14 protein-coding genes are annotated in these 14,560 nt (G+C 52.8%); 4 read left to right on the forward strand and 10 right to left on the reverse strand.

Annotated features, from left to right (window positions below):
• A complete protein-coding gene (locus tag RAL90_RS13590; protein WP_306251537.1) occupies window positions 1-1,299 on the forward strand; it encodes an O-antigen ligase in 1,299 nt (432 codons plus the stop codon).
• A gap of 10 nt (window positions 1,300-1,309) precedes the next feature.
• Here the strand turns inward: RAL90_RS13590 and RAL90_RS13595 are convergent, their stop codons facing one another.
• Window positions 1,310-2,638 (reverse strand): lipopolysaccharide biosynthesis protein, encoded by a 1,329-nt coding sequence (locus tag RAL90_RS13595; protein WP_306251539.1) that lies wholly within the window; start codon window positions 2,636-2,638, stop codon window positions 1,310-1,312.
• 169 nt (window positions 2,639-2,807) lie between these two features.
• Between RAL90_RS13595 and RAL90_RS13600 the strand changes: the two genes are divergently transcribed.
• A complete protein-coding gene (locus RAL90_RS13600) occupies window positions 2,808-3,611 on the forward strand; it encodes a sulfotransferase family 2 domain-containing protein (RefSeq protein WP_306251541.1) in 804 nt (267 codons plus the stop codon).
• 12 nt (window positions 3,612-3,623) lie between these two features.
• On the opposite strand, the gene RAL90_RS13605 is transcribed toward RAL90_RS13600, so the two are convergent.
• From RAL90_RS13605 to RAL90_RS13615, 3 genes are all read right to left on the reverse strand, one after another.
• Window positions 3,624-5,915 carry a polysaccharide biosynthesis tyrosine autokinase gene (locus tag RAL90_RS13605; protein WP_306251543.1) on the reverse strand — a complete coding sequence of 764 codons (2,292 nt, stop codon included), beginning with the start codon at window positions 5,913-5,915 and terminating at the stop codon, window positions 3,624-3,626.
• Between the two features lie 134 nt (window positions 5,916-6,049).
• A complete protein-coding gene (locus RAL90_RS13610; RefSeq protein ID WP_306251545.1) occupies window positions 6,050-7,345 on the reverse strand; it encodes an outer membrane beta-barrel protein in 1,296 nt (431 codons plus the stop codon).
• A 197-nt stretch (window positions 7,346-7,542) separates the two neighbouring features.
• Window positions 7,543-8,121 carry a polysaccharide biosynthesis/export family protein gene (locus RAL90_RS13615; RefSeq protein ID WP_306251547.1) on the reverse strand — a complete coding sequence of 193 codons (579 nt, stop codon included), beginning with the start codon at window positions 8,119-8,121 and terminating at the stop codon, window positions 7,543-7,545.
• Between the two features lie 174 nt (window positions 8,122-8,295).
• On the opposite strand from RAL90_RS13615, the gene RAL90_RS13620 reads away from it, so the two are divergent.
• The gene (locus RAL90_RS13620) at window positions 8,296-9,099 is read left to right on the forward strand and encodes an undecaprenyl-diphosphate phosphatase (RefSeq protein ID WP_306251549.1); all 804 of its coding nucleotides are present in this window, start codon (window positions 8,296-8,298) and stop codon (window positions 9,097-9,099) included.
• Window positions 9,100-9,325: 226 nt separating this feature from the next.
• On the forward strand, window positions 9,326-9,607 hold the full coding sequence (locus tag RAL90_RS13625) for a DUF1150 domain-containing protein (RefSeq protein ID WP_306251551.1): 282 nt from the start codon (window positions 9,326-9,328) through the stop codon (window positions 9,605-9,607).
• 15 nt (window positions 9,608-9,622) lie between these two features.
• On the opposite strand, the gene RAL90_RS13630 is transcribed toward RAL90_RS13625, so the two are convergent.
• The 6 genes from RAL90_RS13630 to lptC form a co-directional block, all read right to left on the reverse strand.
• Window positions 9,623-10,090, reverse strand: a complete 468-nt coding sequence (locus tag RAL90_RS13630; protein WP_306251553.1) for a PTS sugar transporter subunit IIA — start codon at window positions 10,088-10,090, stop codon at window positions 9,623-9,625.
• 137 nt (window positions 10,091-10,227) lie between these two features.
• Window positions 10,228-10,806: a ribosome hibernation-promoting factor, HPF/YfiA family gene (gene hpf / locus RAL90_RS13635; protein WP_306251554.1), complete on the reverse strand. Its 579-nt coding sequence runs from the start codon at window positions 10,804-10,806 to the stop codon at window positions 10,228-10,230.
• Between the two features lie 77 nt (window positions 10,807-10,883).
• Window positions 10,884-12,410 carry an RNA polymerase factor sigma-54 gene (rpoN, locus tag RAL90_RS13640; RefSeq protein ID WP_306251556.1) on the reverse strand — a complete coding sequence of 509 codons (1,527 nt, stop codon included), beginning with the start codon at window positions 12,408-12,410 and terminating at the stop codon, window positions 10,884-10,886.
• A 50-nt stretch (window positions 12,411-12,460) separates the two neighbouring features.
• Window positions 12,461-13,228, reverse strand: a complete 768-nt coding sequence (lptB, locus tag RAL90_RS13645) for an LPS export ABC transporter ATP-binding protein (protein ID WP_372340481.1) — start codon at window positions 13,226-13,228, stop codon at window positions 12,461-12,463.
• 63 nt (window positions 13,229-13,291) lie between these two features.
• Window positions 13,292-13,765 carry an LptA/OstA family protein gene (locus tag RAL90_RS13650; protein ID WP_306251558.1) on the reverse strand — a complete coding sequence of 158 codons (474 nt, stop codon included), beginning with the start codon at window positions 13,763-13,765 and terminating at the stop codon, window positions 13,292-13,294.
• Between the two features lie 59 nt (window positions 13,766-13,824).
• Entirely contained in the window at window positions 13,825-14,529 is a 705-nt protein-coding gene (gene lptC / locus RAL90_RS13655) for an LPS export ABC transporter periplasmic protein LptC (protein ID WP_306251560.1), read from the reverse strand.
• Window positions 14,530-14,560 lie beyond the last annotated feature (31 nt).

A 14,560-nucleotide genomic window follows, 5' to 3' on the forward strand; every position in this document is an offset into this window, starting at 1 on the left:
ATGACCTATGTGCCGCACAGCCCCATGAACAGCCATGCCCTGCCCAGCAGACACCTGAACCTCACATTGCAGCAGGGTCGCGGCACTATTCTGGACCAGTTGCTTGTTGTTCTCTGGCTCATCGTCATTCCGCTTGAATTCCCGATAGCATCCGCCCTGCGCTATCCGGCAACAGCACTCGTCCTGTTCGCCACACTGGTCTACTGGCGTGAAGTCCTGCCACTTCTGAAGCGGGGCGCATTCTTCTTTTTGCTGCCTGCTTTATGCCTGCTTTCCACCCTGTGGTCTGACGCGGCGATGTTATCAATCCGGTTCGGCGCGTTCATGGCCGTCACACTGGTGATTTGTGCCTATACGGCAGCACGGCTGGATTACCGTCAATTCGTTGTTGCTGTTTTCGTCGCAAGCAGCCTGTTGATGGTCGGGAGCCTCCTGTTTGGCCAGACAACTTTTGTCGGCGGTCTGGATGGCGGCTTTGCCATGATCGGGATATTTCCGCACAAGAACGTTCTCGGTCTCAGGATGCTGATTCTGATCATTGCCGCGATCGCTATCCTGCTGGATTCACGATATGCGCCCTTCTGGCGATTGATCGCCCCCGTCATGATTTTACCGGCATTGTACCTGCTGTTTGGCAGTAACTCAGCGACCGCACTGGTATTGCTGTTTGCTGGCGGCCTGCTGACCGCCGTTGTTGGTGGCATCTGGCCGCTGGCTGCCAGAATACCGGGCCTGCGCCCGCTTCTTGTGTCCGGCAGCATCATTTTCGTCGGCTTTACCGGTCTGGCGGTTGCAAATATTTATCAGGTTAATCCCTATACCGCTCTTCTTGAACGGCTCGACAAGGATACAACCCTGACTGGCCGGACACAGATCTGGGAAGTTGGGGACCAGCTTATTGAAGAAAAACCTGTTCTCGGCCTTGGGGCCGGTGCTTTCTGGCGTCCGGGCGTGAGCCAGGCGACACGTATTTCGACAATGTTCGGCGCAGAGAACAACCAGTTCTATTTTCACAACGCCTATTATGAAGTGATGGTACATCTCGGCGTTGTTGGTCTGATCGTTTTCCTTCTGACGATGCTGAAAGCTTACTGGCTGCTGATCCGGCAATGGCTTATTGCGCCGCATCTACACGATGGCTTCATCCTGACCATAGCAGCCATTCTGCTCGTGCGCAGCTTCACAGAATCGGAACTGTTCTCGGTATTTATCATGAACCCGATGATCTTCTGGACCGGCGTGTTCATGGTGTTGCTGAATGATAGCAAAGGCAACCTGAAAGCTTATACAACAGCTTGAAGTTGCGGCACTAGGGCTGGGGCTGCGTATCCAGCTTGCGGGGCAGCAGCATTTTCATCGCTCCCATGATTGAAGCATCAATGCCCGTATCACGCCGTGTTCTGTCAAACAGCGCCCATTCCCAGATGAAGACCGCCAGAACAGCAGCTGCGGCTGCACCATTCAGACCGAAAGAGATACCGGCCACAGGTACTGACACAATCAGCAAACTCAGGCTAACTGCTGACAGTTTGAAAATCTGCTGTTGGCGGCCTGTAACATTCAGCACCATGATTGATGGGCCAAAAAACGCCGCCGCCAACGGCAGCAGCGCGAAAAGACGCAGCGCCCAGGCTGATGCCTCATATTCTTCACCGAACAAACCAACCAGAACCGGCGCGAGCCACCAGACCAGCGCAGTGACGATGACTGTCGGCCAGAACTTCAGATGAGTGGATTGCGATAACAGATGCTGGGCATCAGCGACTCTGTCAGCACTTATCGCCTTGGATACACGCGGACTGACCGCCATATTCACCGCCATGAGGCCCATGCGAAGAAAGCCTATGAACCGCAAGGCTACAGCGAGCCGCGCCACATCACCATCAGACAGACCGAGCGCTGAAGCCACGATCACGACATTCTGGAAATAATCTATCAGAAGGATGGTTACGGACAGATACAATCCGGTGGACATCCAGTCACGCGCGCGGCTTGTGTCAGGTTCAGCTTCTTTTGTGAACGCAAAAGCACTGCGCAGCAGGAAGTGCTGGATCACGAGTGCCACGAGGCAGGCCACTGCATTGGCAAGCAGCACAATATCAACACGCAGGCCACCAAACACCAAGGCGGCGGCACCTACAACAAGACAGAGTATCAGGGGCCGGAACAAGGCCCAGGACAACATGCTACGTTTGATTTTTGACAAAGCGTGCGCCCAACGTGTGCCAAGGCGCAGCGTCGCCAGCATAGGCACCGAGATTGCCAGGAAGAACACTGCCCAGAACTCTTCCGTGGTCAGCTCGTTTTTAAGGCTCTGACTAATCAGCATAAACGCGGCAAGGGCGACAATGACAATCGGTGTCGCGATGCGCAATATGCGCCAGCCAAATGACATGAAGCCAGCCGCTTCTGCGACGTTTCCTTTTTCCAGGGGCTGGAGCAGATGGCGCACTGCGCCATTTTCTATATTCAGGGTGGTAAATAATGACGCGAGCGCACCAAGTGACAGTGCTGTCATGACAAACCCGACCTGGGAAGGCGCAAGATACTGGGCCAGCAACAAGGTGAAGATGAAATTTGCGACGGCCCCACCAAAACGCGTCAACACGAGCACAGATGCATTACCGACGGTTTCCATCAGGCTTTTCTGCTGAAGCAGTCTCTTGAAAATAGTCGGTAAGGGCACTGGCATAGGTAAAATCCAACGTGGCGATGCCACGGGGAGATAATAGGGCAGAAATCATGCAGAAAAAATTAACCTAAACGCAGAAAGCTGCCACTACGCCTACCGCAAGGAATTCTGGTGCATGGGACTGGCTCGCAATACTCTGGTCGATCTGAAGAACGGCCTACCGCCACGGCAGCTGGCCGACCGCCTGCATCCACGCGGCGTCGTCTTTATACACGTGCCCAAATGTGCCGGAACATCCATTGAAAATGCCCTGCGGGCGCAGTTTCGCCTTTCCCGGTTCATGATTGACCCAGAGACAAGCTTCAGTGCCACCCGGTTGTACGGCAAAAGCGGCCAACATGAGAAGCTGATGCAGGCCAGTGAATTAAGACGCCACATGCTTCATTATGCGCTGGCGAGCGGATACAAATGTATTACCGGCCACGCCCCCCTTGGCATCTCGACCATCCCTGAAGCGACGGCGAGTCACGATTTCATTACCGTTCTGCGCGACCCTGTGGAACGGTTTTACTCCCATCTCCGGTTCAACCAGACCGATAAAAGCGGTCATGGACGCATCACCCTGCCTGTTACAGAATTCCTCACCTCTCCCCGTGCGCACGTAATGGGCAATCTTTATGGAAAGTATTTTTCCGGATTGCCCATGCAGGCAGATCTTGGCGGCCGTGAAGCAGTTGATCGCAGCAAACAGCAACTGACCCTGTTCTCAGCTGTCGGCTTTCTCGACCGACTGGATCAATTCAATATGAAAGTTAGCGCCCTGACGGGGAAGAAGTTACAACCCGGCCATGACAACAGAACCATCCCTACCCCACATGAAGGTTCTGATGACCTTTCCGGTTTTCATGATCAGATAGAAGACCTGTGCCAGACTGATATTGAAATATATAACTGGGCCAGGCAGGAATTTTCCACCTGACCCCGTGTCAGATCAATCGTGATAATACTTCTTGTACGAACTGTAATAGGCTGCACTGCCTTCATAGCCATATTGCGTCTGCGATTTGGCATCAACCTGTGTCAGCACGGCACCATGAACAGGTGTTGGCAGCTTGGACAGGATAGTCGCAGCAGATCGCGCAATCTTGGAAGAGGTAGATCGCCATCTCACAATCAGCAATGTGCTGTCTGCCGAATTGATGATTGTGCGCGTATCTGCCACAGCCGTGACAGGGGCAGTATCAAGAATAATCAGATCATACTTGGTTTTCAGCTTACTGATGAGCGAGTCGAAAGCGTTGGAGCCAAACACGTCGACAACATCCTGCTGGGCACCCGCAATAGGCAGCACATGCAAGTTCGTTTTACTATCTTTGCGCACCGCATCTTTTAACTGGGCGGTGCCCGTCAACACTTCCATCAGGCCAATCTTGGCTTCCGGCATGGCGTCAGAAAGCGTGCGGCGCCTTGCATCACAGTCAATGACAATCACTTTGTCACCAGACATGGCACAGATACGGCCAAGACATCTGGCTGATGTTGTTTTTCCTTCCGAAGAAAGAGCCGAAGTCAGTGCCAAGACTTTTGGTTTGGAACGGGCGCCAGCCTCCAGCAATATGGAGCTGCGCACAGTACGATAGGCTTCTGCAAAACTGGACAGCGGTTTGTCCACAAGATAATCCTGCGGCACGACAGGCGTTGTTGTGCCTGAGAGCAATCCTGGTGACAGTGTTGGGATAGCGGTCACGAGTGGCAGAGACAACATGCGCTCGATATCTTCCGCCGTACGCAACCCATTATCGAATATCTCAGCCAGGGTCACCAGCATTGCCCCAACGCCAGCACCCAGTACAAGCCCAAGCAGAATGTTCAGGATTTTATTTGGAAAAGCCGGGCTGGTTGGAATGACAGCAGCAGACACAATCTCGGCATCACTTTCTGTCAGGGCTTCCTGTTCATTACTTTCCTTGAAGGCATCGAGGAAGCTCTCATAAATTGTCCGGCTTGCCTCAGCCTGACGTTCAAGTTCGCGCAGGCGCACCAGCGCGCGGTTATTATCTGCAAGTTCCGTCCTCTTGCCTGCAAGGCTGGATTCCAGCGAGATCACCCTGTCACGCGCAATGTTTACTTCGCTTTCAAGGCTTGAGACGATACGGGCAATTTCCGTGTCAATTTGGGCAAGCAGGTCTTCTTCTTCGCGATTGACTTTGAGGATTTCCGGATGCCGTTCGCCATATTTTATGGCCAGTTCGGACTTGCGCCGCGCCATTTCTGACTGTTGTGCGCGCAGCGCCCCAATGACCGGTGAGTTCAGCACTTCTGAAATGGAGTCTGCTCCGGAACCATTGTCCAGCTGTCCTTTGACCGAAGACAGTCGCGCGCGGCGCTCAGCCAAGGCAGCGCGTTGCGTGATCAACTGACTGTTAATGTCTGATATCTGCTGCTCGGTAAGGGATGAACCCTGAGATTCAAAGAGACCATTTTCTTCACGATACTGTTCAACAGCGGCTTCCGCTATGCGCACATCCTCCTGCAATTCATCCGTACGGTCACTCAAGTGACTGCGACTGCGGCGAATGTAATCAAATTTGGCATCAAGCTGGCGCACCAGATACTGCTCCGCAAACGCATTGACAACGGCAGCAGCCTTTTGCTGGTCCTCGCTCTCAAATCGGATCGCGATGAGATATGTCAGGCCAGCCCGCTCAACGGAGAGGTTTGACATCACATTATTGACGGTCTTCTCGCGGGCAATACGCTGCTCTGCGGCAGCATCCAGCGATTCCGTTACCTGTGATGGAAACAGGCCTTTGATGAATCCGCGCAAGCCGGTCGGCTCTCGCAAGGTCGGGTTGAATTCGGGATCATCGTATAGTGACATTTTCTCTGTCACCCGCTCGGCAATGACACGGCTGCTGATGAGTTCGACTTCCGTATCAACCGTAGCAGAGTCTGCCGTCACGCCGGAATAGATGGCACTGATATCCACTGACTGTTTTTTGCGCGTATCAATCAGGACAGTCGCTTCAGCCACATATTTGGGCGTGAGCTGAAATGTTATCAGCGTCACAAGGGCCAGTATCGTTAACAGGCCACCGGCAAAAAGACCGATGCGCCGACGGAAGATAGCCAGCAAAAGAGGCAGGTCAATCAGCAGGTTATTGGCTGCGTCAGACATGACGGACGTCATGCTCAACGGTCGCCCGTATGCCTGTGAATTCGTGTTGTCCGCGTAGGGTGCCATTGTATGCGTCAAATCTTCCGCGCTGCGCTGCGTATCCATGATACCTCTTTAGTCTAACTGGCTATCAGCTTCTTGGCCATATTACGGCATAGAGGTTTCCAAATACGCAAAATGCGCGCCAGTCTGGCGCGCATTTCAGTAGTTTTTTCGCCATTTACGCGAATTTCTGATGTCTAGCGCTCAGCTGTGAGCGTCAGCAGAAGTTCGTTCGTAGAATAATCCTTGGCAAACAGACCAGGTGTCGTGCCATCAGACTCCTGCTCTTCATAAGTGTATTCCAGTTTGGCAGACAGGAGCTGGTTAATCAGATATGTGCCCGCCAGTTGCAGGGCATAGCGCTCATCTTCACGATCCAGATTCTCATAGTCATCAAGAGCATATCCGGCTGACGCAGAAACAATAATATTACGCGCCAGTTCATGATCCACACCGAGTACAATTTCGTTCGTCAGGAACGCGGCATCAGCCAGCAATGGTGACGCGCGCACTTCTCGTGAGGCCGAGAGGCCAACCGTCGTCAGCTCTGTCGGGAACCATTCCAGACCGGCATCAATGCTCAGGCCATCAATGGTCTGCAGGGCAGGATCATCAAACTCTTCTTCGAGATATCCAAGAGCAATGGAGCCGCGCACCAGACGTGTAACGTCAAAGTCGACGCCGGCTGAAACTGTATATCCTTCAGAGTCCCGATTAAGACCACCAGGTGTCAATGTCGGATAGTTGCGCTGGCGGAAAGTGCTGCGGATAAATACAGACGCATCGCGCGTTACCGCATAGCCAGCCTGAAGAAGGACGGATGTTTCTTCGAGATCACGGAAGTCCTGATCGACATTGGTATTGCTGACGAGAGAGAACGCGTCATCATAATCATAATCCGCATAGGACAGGCGACCGCGGTAACGTATGCGGCCGAATTCCTGACGCAGACCGGCATAGACCTCACCACGTTTGTAATCGATCGGGTCATCAAAAATGTCAGCTGTCGAAACCTTCCGGCTTTCAACCAGTTTGTCGTATGCGCCGCCCAGTTCGATCGCCGTTGTGCGTGACACATCAATTACTGCATCCGCAAAGATACCGGCATTGAGCGCGTTGGCTTCATCAATATCCACATGCTCATAAGCCTCGACGTAAGCACCGGTGACCAGTGAATGACGGTTCCAGTTGCTTTCAGCCTGCACACTCGGGCGCATGACGAAGTAAAAATCTTCCTGCTCGCCGAACTGGGCATTGATGTCCGGGTCAATCGCGAATGTATTGTCTGTGTAGCCGAGGCTCAGATCAACGCGAGGCCTTACAATGAAGCTGCCTGCACGCACGCCTTGTGGCGCGTATTCCGGCCGCTCCCGTTGCAGGACGCTGGTGTTACGATCCCTTGCAAAAAGTGAGTCCTGCGCTGCGGCGATATCGCAAACGCCCAGTGCTCCCAGTGACAGCGTTACTGTCAGTACTTTTTTCAATTCAAACATGCGCAGTCCCCGTTTGTCTGCAAACTATCCTGTTGCCCAGGCCGCAGAAAACCCAAAAAGGGTGTCCTTGGCGATGAGCGTATTGCAGGATATGCTTAACAGCCAGAAGATAAGCATTGGTTAACTCTGGTTTTTTCAAGCGAATCAACCCCTTAGCGAATTCTGACGGTTGAGTTCAGCCAGGGCGGGTATTTTTCCTAGAAAATGCGCTCTGCGATACGGATCGTGTCTCCCGGACGCACTGAAGTCGTGGAGCTGAGCGGATATTGTTGCTCGGTTGTTTCTCCATCGCGGCGGATAAATACCACGCGCTGATTGGCGCGGTAGGTGAAGCCTTCCGCCACGGCAACAGCATTCAGAACAGTGAGGCTGTCGCTATAAGGATAGGTGCCGGGGCTGTTCACCTCACCCAGAATATAGAAGGGCCTGAAGTTCAGCACTTCTGCACTCACCCGTGGGTCATTTAGATAGCCATCACGAAGGGAAGTCTCGACGGAGCGCTGAAATTCCCGCACAGTCTTACCTTCGACGGAAATTTCCCCAACCAGCGGCAGTGAAACAATCCCGCTGCCATCTACGAGAAATTCACCGGACAGGTCATCCTCGCCAAAAACGATCAGCCTGAGTTTGTCTCCTGCCCCGAGCGTGTATTCTTTTACATCATCTGTGACCACCTGAAGGTCAGGTTGTGAGGGCGTGGCGACCGGGCCTGGCTGTGTTATCGACCCGCAGGCAGATACTATCAGCAGGCTTGCTAGCAAGGAGAACAATCTCATGGGGCATATCCTTTCGGCGGACATCTTGACAGTTGCATTAAGTATAGAGGCCTTCCTGCCCCAACGGCAAACTTTCTGTAAACATCCTGCCGTATAAATACCGAAAAAAGGTATCAGCGGCTCATTAATGTCTGAATTTTATCAGATCGGTGCGTTGCTCAACAGGATTTATCAATGCCGCTTCTTCAACTCATTATTCTTGCGATCGTGCAGGGCATCACAGAATTCATTCCGGTATCATCTTCAGCCCACCTAATACTTGTGCCAGAAGCCGTCCCCTCGTGGAAAGATCAGGGCCCGTTGATAGATGTGGCTGTTCATGTGGGATCGCTCGGCGCGGTGATGCTCTATTTTCGCAAGGAAACCGGCCAGCTCTTTCTGGGCGGCATAGATACCCTGCGCTGGCACGAAAGCCCCAACAGGCGTCTTTTTCTGACAATCGCCGCTGCGACGGTGCCAATCATGCTGATCGCGCCCATCATCTATTTTACCGGCCTGATTGATCACCTGCGCAGCATGGTGGTGATCGGCATCGCCAGTATCGTCTTTGGCGTCGTACTGTGGATTTCAGACAGAAAACCAGTCACCGAACCAGAGAATGCCGAGTTCACCTGGAAAGCCGTCCTGAGCATTGGATGCGCGCAGGCTATTGCTCTGATACCGGGCAGCAGTCGCTCTGGCATGACCATAACCGCCGCCCGCTTCCTCGGATATTCCCGCACAGAGGCCGCGCGCTTTTCCATGCTTCTGTCCATCCCGACTATTCTGGCATTCGGGTTACTGGCAGGGCTGCAACTTGCCGCAGACGGGGCGCAGGCCAATATACGAGATGCTTCTATCGCAATAGGCCTTTCATTTGTGGCCGCCTTTGCAACCATTCACTTATTCATGAAAATGACCCGCCACATCAGCTTCACACCCTTTGTTGTCTACAGGCTCATCCTCGGTCTCGCGCTGATAGGTATCGCGCTCCTGTGAACAACTCACGCTTGAAATGTGATAAAGTTACTCTATGATATGTTATAGTATATCATACCCAAAGAAAGCAGCGAGCCGTCAGATATAATAGCTTGGGCTTTACGCTTTAATAGACTTTCGCCGGTATACTGATGGCGGAACATATTTGAAGATGACTGGTTAAGCACTACGTCTCTTCATTATCGACGAACAGAATTTTCGATGCAGACAGGAACTCTTGAGATCCATGATAAATTCAAAAGACAGCACGACCAGCAACACTGCACCTGACGGCAAGGAATTTGCCCGCCTTGGCGGCAAAAACCTTGTCTATGTGAGGCCTGTCATTGCTGCTGATGTGATGGATGATCTCACTGACGGCGAGGAATTCGACGTAGAAATTCCTGCTGAGACCGTGCTCTATGCTCTGCACGCTGCCGACGGCGCGCGCATTGCGCTCATGGGCAACCGCGATCTGGCTTTCGCCGCAGCAAGACAGAACGAAATGACGCCGGTCAGCGTCCACTAATTCAATCAGGAAAATTCAGGCCGCGCGCGATCTCTCGCGCTCCATGGCAATCGCATAGAGGGCGTCTGATGAGCTGGCGCCCCGCATGGCGGCACGAACTTCATCATTACGCATGAGACGCGCCACGCGAGAGAGAGTCTTCAAATGCATGGCGTTAGCTTCTTCAGGGGCAAGCAACAGGAACAGAAGATCGACTGGCTCGTCGTCAACCGCATCGAAATCAACCGGTTTCTTCAACAGGGCCAACACGCCAAGCATGTCGTTGATCCCCTTGACCTTGCCATGCGGGATGGCGATGCCACCACCGACGCCCGTTGAGCCCAGTTTCTCACGTTCCTGCAGAACACTTAGGATTTTTTCGCTGGCAATACCGGCAAGTTCGCCGCTCTTTTCAGCCAATAGGGACAGAGCTTCACGCTTGCAGTTTGCCTGCGCATTTACAACGACCCCTTTAGGGGTCAGCAGATTACCGAGATCACTCATACAATTCCTCAGTTCAAAAAGCCTGCCAGTGCCAAGGGGCGACATATATGACCAGTGCCCGTTGATATAAAGGGGGGGTACGATCACTTTTCCGATGTCAGAAAAGACCTGTTTGTCAGCGGCTGGCGTTATTCAAATTACTTTCCGCTGTCAATCCAGCCGACATTGCCGTCAGAGCGGCGATATACCACGCTGATATTGCCATGTGCCGCATTTCGGAAAACCAGAACCGGTTCCTCCGCCAGATCAAGCTGCAACACAGCTGCGCCAACGGTCATTTCCCGCAACTTTGTCGTACTCTCAGCCACAACCACTGGACTTGGGTCGTCTTCAATCGGGCTGTCCCCGTCCTCATCGGCCTCAAGTGGCTTGAGAATATAGCTTGGGGCATTTTCTGCCGGTAACGGGTCTTTGCCATTGGCATGATGGTTCTTGAGCCGGCGTTTATAACGTCGCACGCGCTTTTCCAACTTCTCAAGCGCTTCATCAAAAGCACCGTAAGCATCATGCGCATCGCCCTGAGCAACCAGAAAAACGCCAGATGCCAGGTGTGTCGTCGCCTCGCAGCGGATGCTGGATCCATCGCGCGCGAATGTCACCTGTGCTTCGGCAGAGCGCTCAAAATATTTATGTACACTCGCCGAGATGCGGTCTTCCACATGCGTCTGCAACGCAGCGCCTAGATCAATACCTTTGCCGGTAATCTGAACTTCCATAAGGAATTCCTCTGTTAATAGCAGCCCGATACAAAAGTTACTTGCCTGTATCAGAGCGTTTGTGTCCGTCGGGCTGGCTATATAGCTCTCTGCTTGAGGCGCCGCCGCTGGACAGACGAGGGGATATGCATGGCCTCACGATATTTGGCAACCGTGCGCCGCGCAATATCAATATTTTCAACTTTCAAAAGTTCCACAATTCTGTCGTCAGAGAGGATTGCCTGGGCCTTTTCAGCTTCAATCAATTCCCTGATGCGATGGCGGACGGACTCAGCAGAGTGAGTGACGTCGCCAGTCGTTGCCGCAATGGCCGAAGTGAAGAAATATTTCAGCTCGAAGCTACCACGCGACGTGGCCATATATTTGCCTGAGGTTACCCGGGAAACGGTCGATTCGTGCATGCCGATTGCATCTGCGACAACCTTGAGATTGAGTGGTTTCAGATATTTGACGCCATGGATGAAGAATGCGTCCTGCTGGCGAACAATTTCCGATGATACTTTCAGGATCGTTCTCGCCCGCTGATCGAGACTTTTGACCAGCCAGCTGGCATTGGACATCTGTTCAGTAATGTAACTTTTCTCATCATCCTGCGCACACGTAGAGGTAAGCTTGGCAAAATATTTCTGATTGGCGATGACCCGGGGCAGGGTTTCGGAGTTAAGCTCGATTTTCCAGCCACCATCTTCAGCCTGACCTACGAAAACATCCGGGACCACGACCTGAACAGTTTCCGAGCCATAGGCCAAACCAGGCTTGGGTGTCAGTGAACGGACCTCAGCGATCATCTCCTGCAGTTCTTCTTCATTAAAGCCGGTAGCCTTTTTTAGCCCCGGCAAATCAGATGCGCCGAGAAGATGGAGATATTCCAGAAACACATCCATGCGCTCATCCAGCCGGTTCAATTCTTTCAGCTGAAGTCTGAGACATTCTGACAGGTTGCGCGCGCCAACACCTGCCGGCTCAAACCCGTGAATAACATCAAGAACTGCAACAACTTCGGCATCGGAAGTGCCAAGGCGTTCTGCAACTTCTTCAGTTGTATCCCGCAAATATCCACCCTCATCAATCAGGTCGATGAGGTAGCTGCCGATCATCAGTTGCATCTCATTCCTGAGCGCCAGATGAAGCTGCTCTGTGAGATGCTCCTGCAGTGATTTGACCCGCGTCAGGTTCGCATCCATGTCGAGATCGGACAGATCATAAGCCCGTGACGGCTTCACGGAAGACCAGTCGGAGCTGCTGTTATCAGCTTTCATGGACTCGTATTTTTCTGCGCGGGACGCGCCAGGGTCTAGGTTTTCATAATCCGTATCGAGAGAGCCTGCTGCATCCTTGGGCGAAGACTGCTCTGTCAGAGAAAGAGGCTGTTCGCCTTCATGTTTGTCACCCTCGGCTCCTTTGGGCGCGGAAGACCCATCGCCACGCTCCGGTTGGCTGGCACGCTCGTCGCGTTCGAGAAAAGGATTCTCCAGAAGCTGGCTTTCGACATATTCCTGCAATTCCAGATTGGTCAGTTGCAACAGCTTGATCGCCTGCTGCAATTGCGGCGTCATGACCAGCTGCTGGCCCTGCTTCATTTCCAGTTTATGCGATATACTCACACCGTAACTCCCACATTTACCCCAAAGAGTTTTTATTTGTGGGTCACAGTCTACAGCGCGAAGGTTTCTCCAAGATAAACGCGGCGCACATCAGGGTTACCAATAATTTCCTCGGAGGTGCCTTCTGCCAGCACTTCGCCCTGGTGGATGATATAAGCCCGGTCAATGATCTCGAGGGTTTCACGCACATTATGATCCGTAATCAGCACCCCGATGCCGCGGTTCTTCAGATCAGCGACGAGCTCGCGGATGTCGCTGATTGCCAATGGGTCAATACCGGCAAAGGGTTCATCCAGCAGCATGAATTCCGGGCCCGTTGCGAGTGCACGGGCGATTTCAAGCCGCCGCCGCTCCCCACCTGACAGGGACACGGCAGATGCCGTGCGCAGATGCTCGATTTTGAACTCAGACAGAAGGCGATCTACAACAGCCTGCCGCTCCTGTTTTTTTTGATATACCAGCTCAACAACAGCGAGAAGGTTCTGCTCTACCGTCAAGCCACGGAAAATCGATGCTTCCTGCGGCAAGTAGCCGATGCCAAGTTTTGCCCGTTGATACATCGGCAACCGGGTGACATTGAACCCGTCAATCCAGATTTCACCGGCATCAACAGGTATCAGCCCTGTCACCATATAAAAGCATGTTGTCTTGCCAGCACCATTTGGCCCCAGCAATCCGACGACCTCGCCACGCTGAACGGAAACGCTGGCACCATGGACCACAGGGCGACGCCGATAGGTCTTTTCGAGTCCTTCTGCGACCAGACCTGCGCGTTTGTTATTCTGCGCCCGTTCCTTGACGGGCACATTTCGCACAATGTCAGCAGCTCGATCCTGAATGTCCGGGTTTTTCAACAATGTCGGTTCTTCACTCGCAAGGCATCAGTCTTCGGTAATGAAAATGCCGCGTACCCTGTCAGCACCGGCAGACGTGAAGTTTAACTGCCCGGTCTGAGTGTAATAAACAAGCCTGCCACCGGTTAAAACCTGCTCACCCTGGACAACCACCACATCGCCAGTGAAAATCACGGTTTCATCATCGGCTGAATAAACTGCATCCCGACTGGAGATTGCTTCGGCACCGTTTGTGTATCGGATGCCGCCTTCGGCATTAATGCGTTGCAGATTACCACTCTCAACGCCAAAAATTGTCAGTCGCGGCGCCGTCAGAATTGCTTCCCCCTGCACCACCTGCACATCGCCAGTCCAAACCACATAGTCCTTGTCGCGGAAAGCTTCGAACTGATCGCCAGTGATATCAATTGGTGCATCCGACCCGGCATTCAACTGTCCGTTTGCCGTGTTGATGCCCATGGCAATCATCATGGCCATGATGGCGGGGAGTATTTTTTTCATTCCTGGTTTCTGCATCTTAGGAAAATCCGGCAAAATGATACTTGTTCAAATAGGCAATATCACGTGTCAGGCGTTACGTCTTCCCCCGTTTCCGCCGTCTCTTCTGGTTCACCACTGCGCAGTTTTTTTGTTTCACCCTTCGGAGCGATCACCATGCGCGCATTATAAAAGACAGTTCGTCCTTCCTCTTCAAAGGCGGTCATGCCTTCTGCACTGATACTGCCATTCTGGTTTTCACCATAGACATTCACATCAGAATGGACGGTCCGGTCTTCCAGCCGCACTTCAGCAGCATCCATATTCAGAACGATCTCCTGATCACCGAGACCTTGCTTGAATTCAACTTCCGAATCCAGCTTGATGGTCTTGTTGCCCAGACTGTAAAGTCCTGTTCTTGCGGTGACGAGCGACTGATCTATTTCCCCGAGCGCCTTGAGAGCCTCAGGGTTTTCCAAAGAGATAAAGTCCGGAATAGCCGGGTTTTGCACTGCTGCACCCGCCTTGACCTCATAAGGTCGCCCCTGTTTGTCTTCATTAATAAAACGAGGCTGCTCCATACGCAGGTCATCCGTGGCTGCGTCCAGATTTTGGAACTGGTCAACAAATGTATGATCTACTGTATGGGGGGTCGCTGTGACAACATACGCTGCCACAATACCGGCAATAACAACAGGGAGGGACAGTCGGGTAGCCCGCACAAAACGGCTGTGCTGCCGCACACGCTTTTTGCGCTTTGCATCTGTCAGACTTGTCTGTGTTGCCATGACCATCGCCGGATCTTGAGCCTTTTTACTG

Source organism: Parvularcula sp. IMCC14364 (assembly GCF_030758415.1).
Classification (GTDB): Bacteria; Pseudomonadota; Alphaproteobacteria; order Caulobacterales; family Parvularculaceae; genus Aquisalinus.

What these genes read in the sequence shown, in the direction of transcription:
- RAL90_RS13610 (WP_306251545.1), bottom strand. Translation starts at nt 7,345, where the DNA reads ATGTTTGAATTGAAAAAAGTACTGACAGTAACGCTGTCACTGGGAGCA.
- hpf (WP_306251554.1), bottom strand. Translation starts at nt 10,806, where the DNA reads ATGGAAGTTCAGATTACCGGCAAAGGTATTGATCTAGGCGCTGCGTTG.
- RAL90_RS13600 (WP_306251541.1), top strand. Translation starts at nt 2,808, where the DNA reads ATGGGACTGGCTCGCAATACTCTGGTCGATCTGAAGAACGGCCTACCG.
- RAL90_RS13620 (WP_306251549.1), top strand. Translation starts at nt 8,296, where the DNA reads ATGCCGCTTCTTCAACTCATTATTCTTGCGATCGTGCAGGGCATCACA.
- lptC (WP_306251560.1), bottom strand. Translation starts at nt 14,529, where the DNA reads ATGGCAACACAGACAAGTCTGACAGATGCAAAGCGCAAAAAGCGTGTG.
- RAL90_RS13650 (WP_306251558.1), bottom strand. Translation starts at nt 13,765, where the DNA reads ATGAAAAAAATACTCCCCGCCATCATGGCCATGATGATTGCCATGGGC.
- RAL90_RS13590 (WP_306251537.1), top strand. Translation starts at nt 1, where the DNA reads ATGACCTATGTGCCGCACAGCCCCATGAACAGCCATGCCCTGCCCAGC.
- RAL90_RS13630 (WP_306251553.1), bottom strand. Translation starts at nt 10,090, where the DNA reads ATGAGTGATCTCGGTAATCTGCTGACCCCTAAAGGGGTCGTTGTAAAT.
- RAL90_RS13595 (WP_306251539.1), bottom strand. Translation starts at nt 2,638, where the DNA reads ATGGAAACCGTCGGTAATGCATCTGTGCTCGTGTTGACGCGTTTTGGT.
- RAL90_RS13625 (WP_306251551.1), top strand. Translation starts at nt 9,326, where the DNA reads ATGATAAATTCAAAAGACAGCACGACCAGCAACACTGCACCTGACGGC.
- RAL90_RS13615 (WP_306251547.1), bottom strand. Translation starts at nt 8,121, where the DNA reads ATGAGATTGTTCTCCTTGCTAGCAAGCCTGCTGATAGTATCTGCCTGC.
- RAL90_RS13605 (WP_306251543.1), bottom strand. Translation starts at nt 5,915, where the DNA reads ATGGATACGCAGCGCAGCGCGGAAGATTTGACGCATACAATGGCACCC.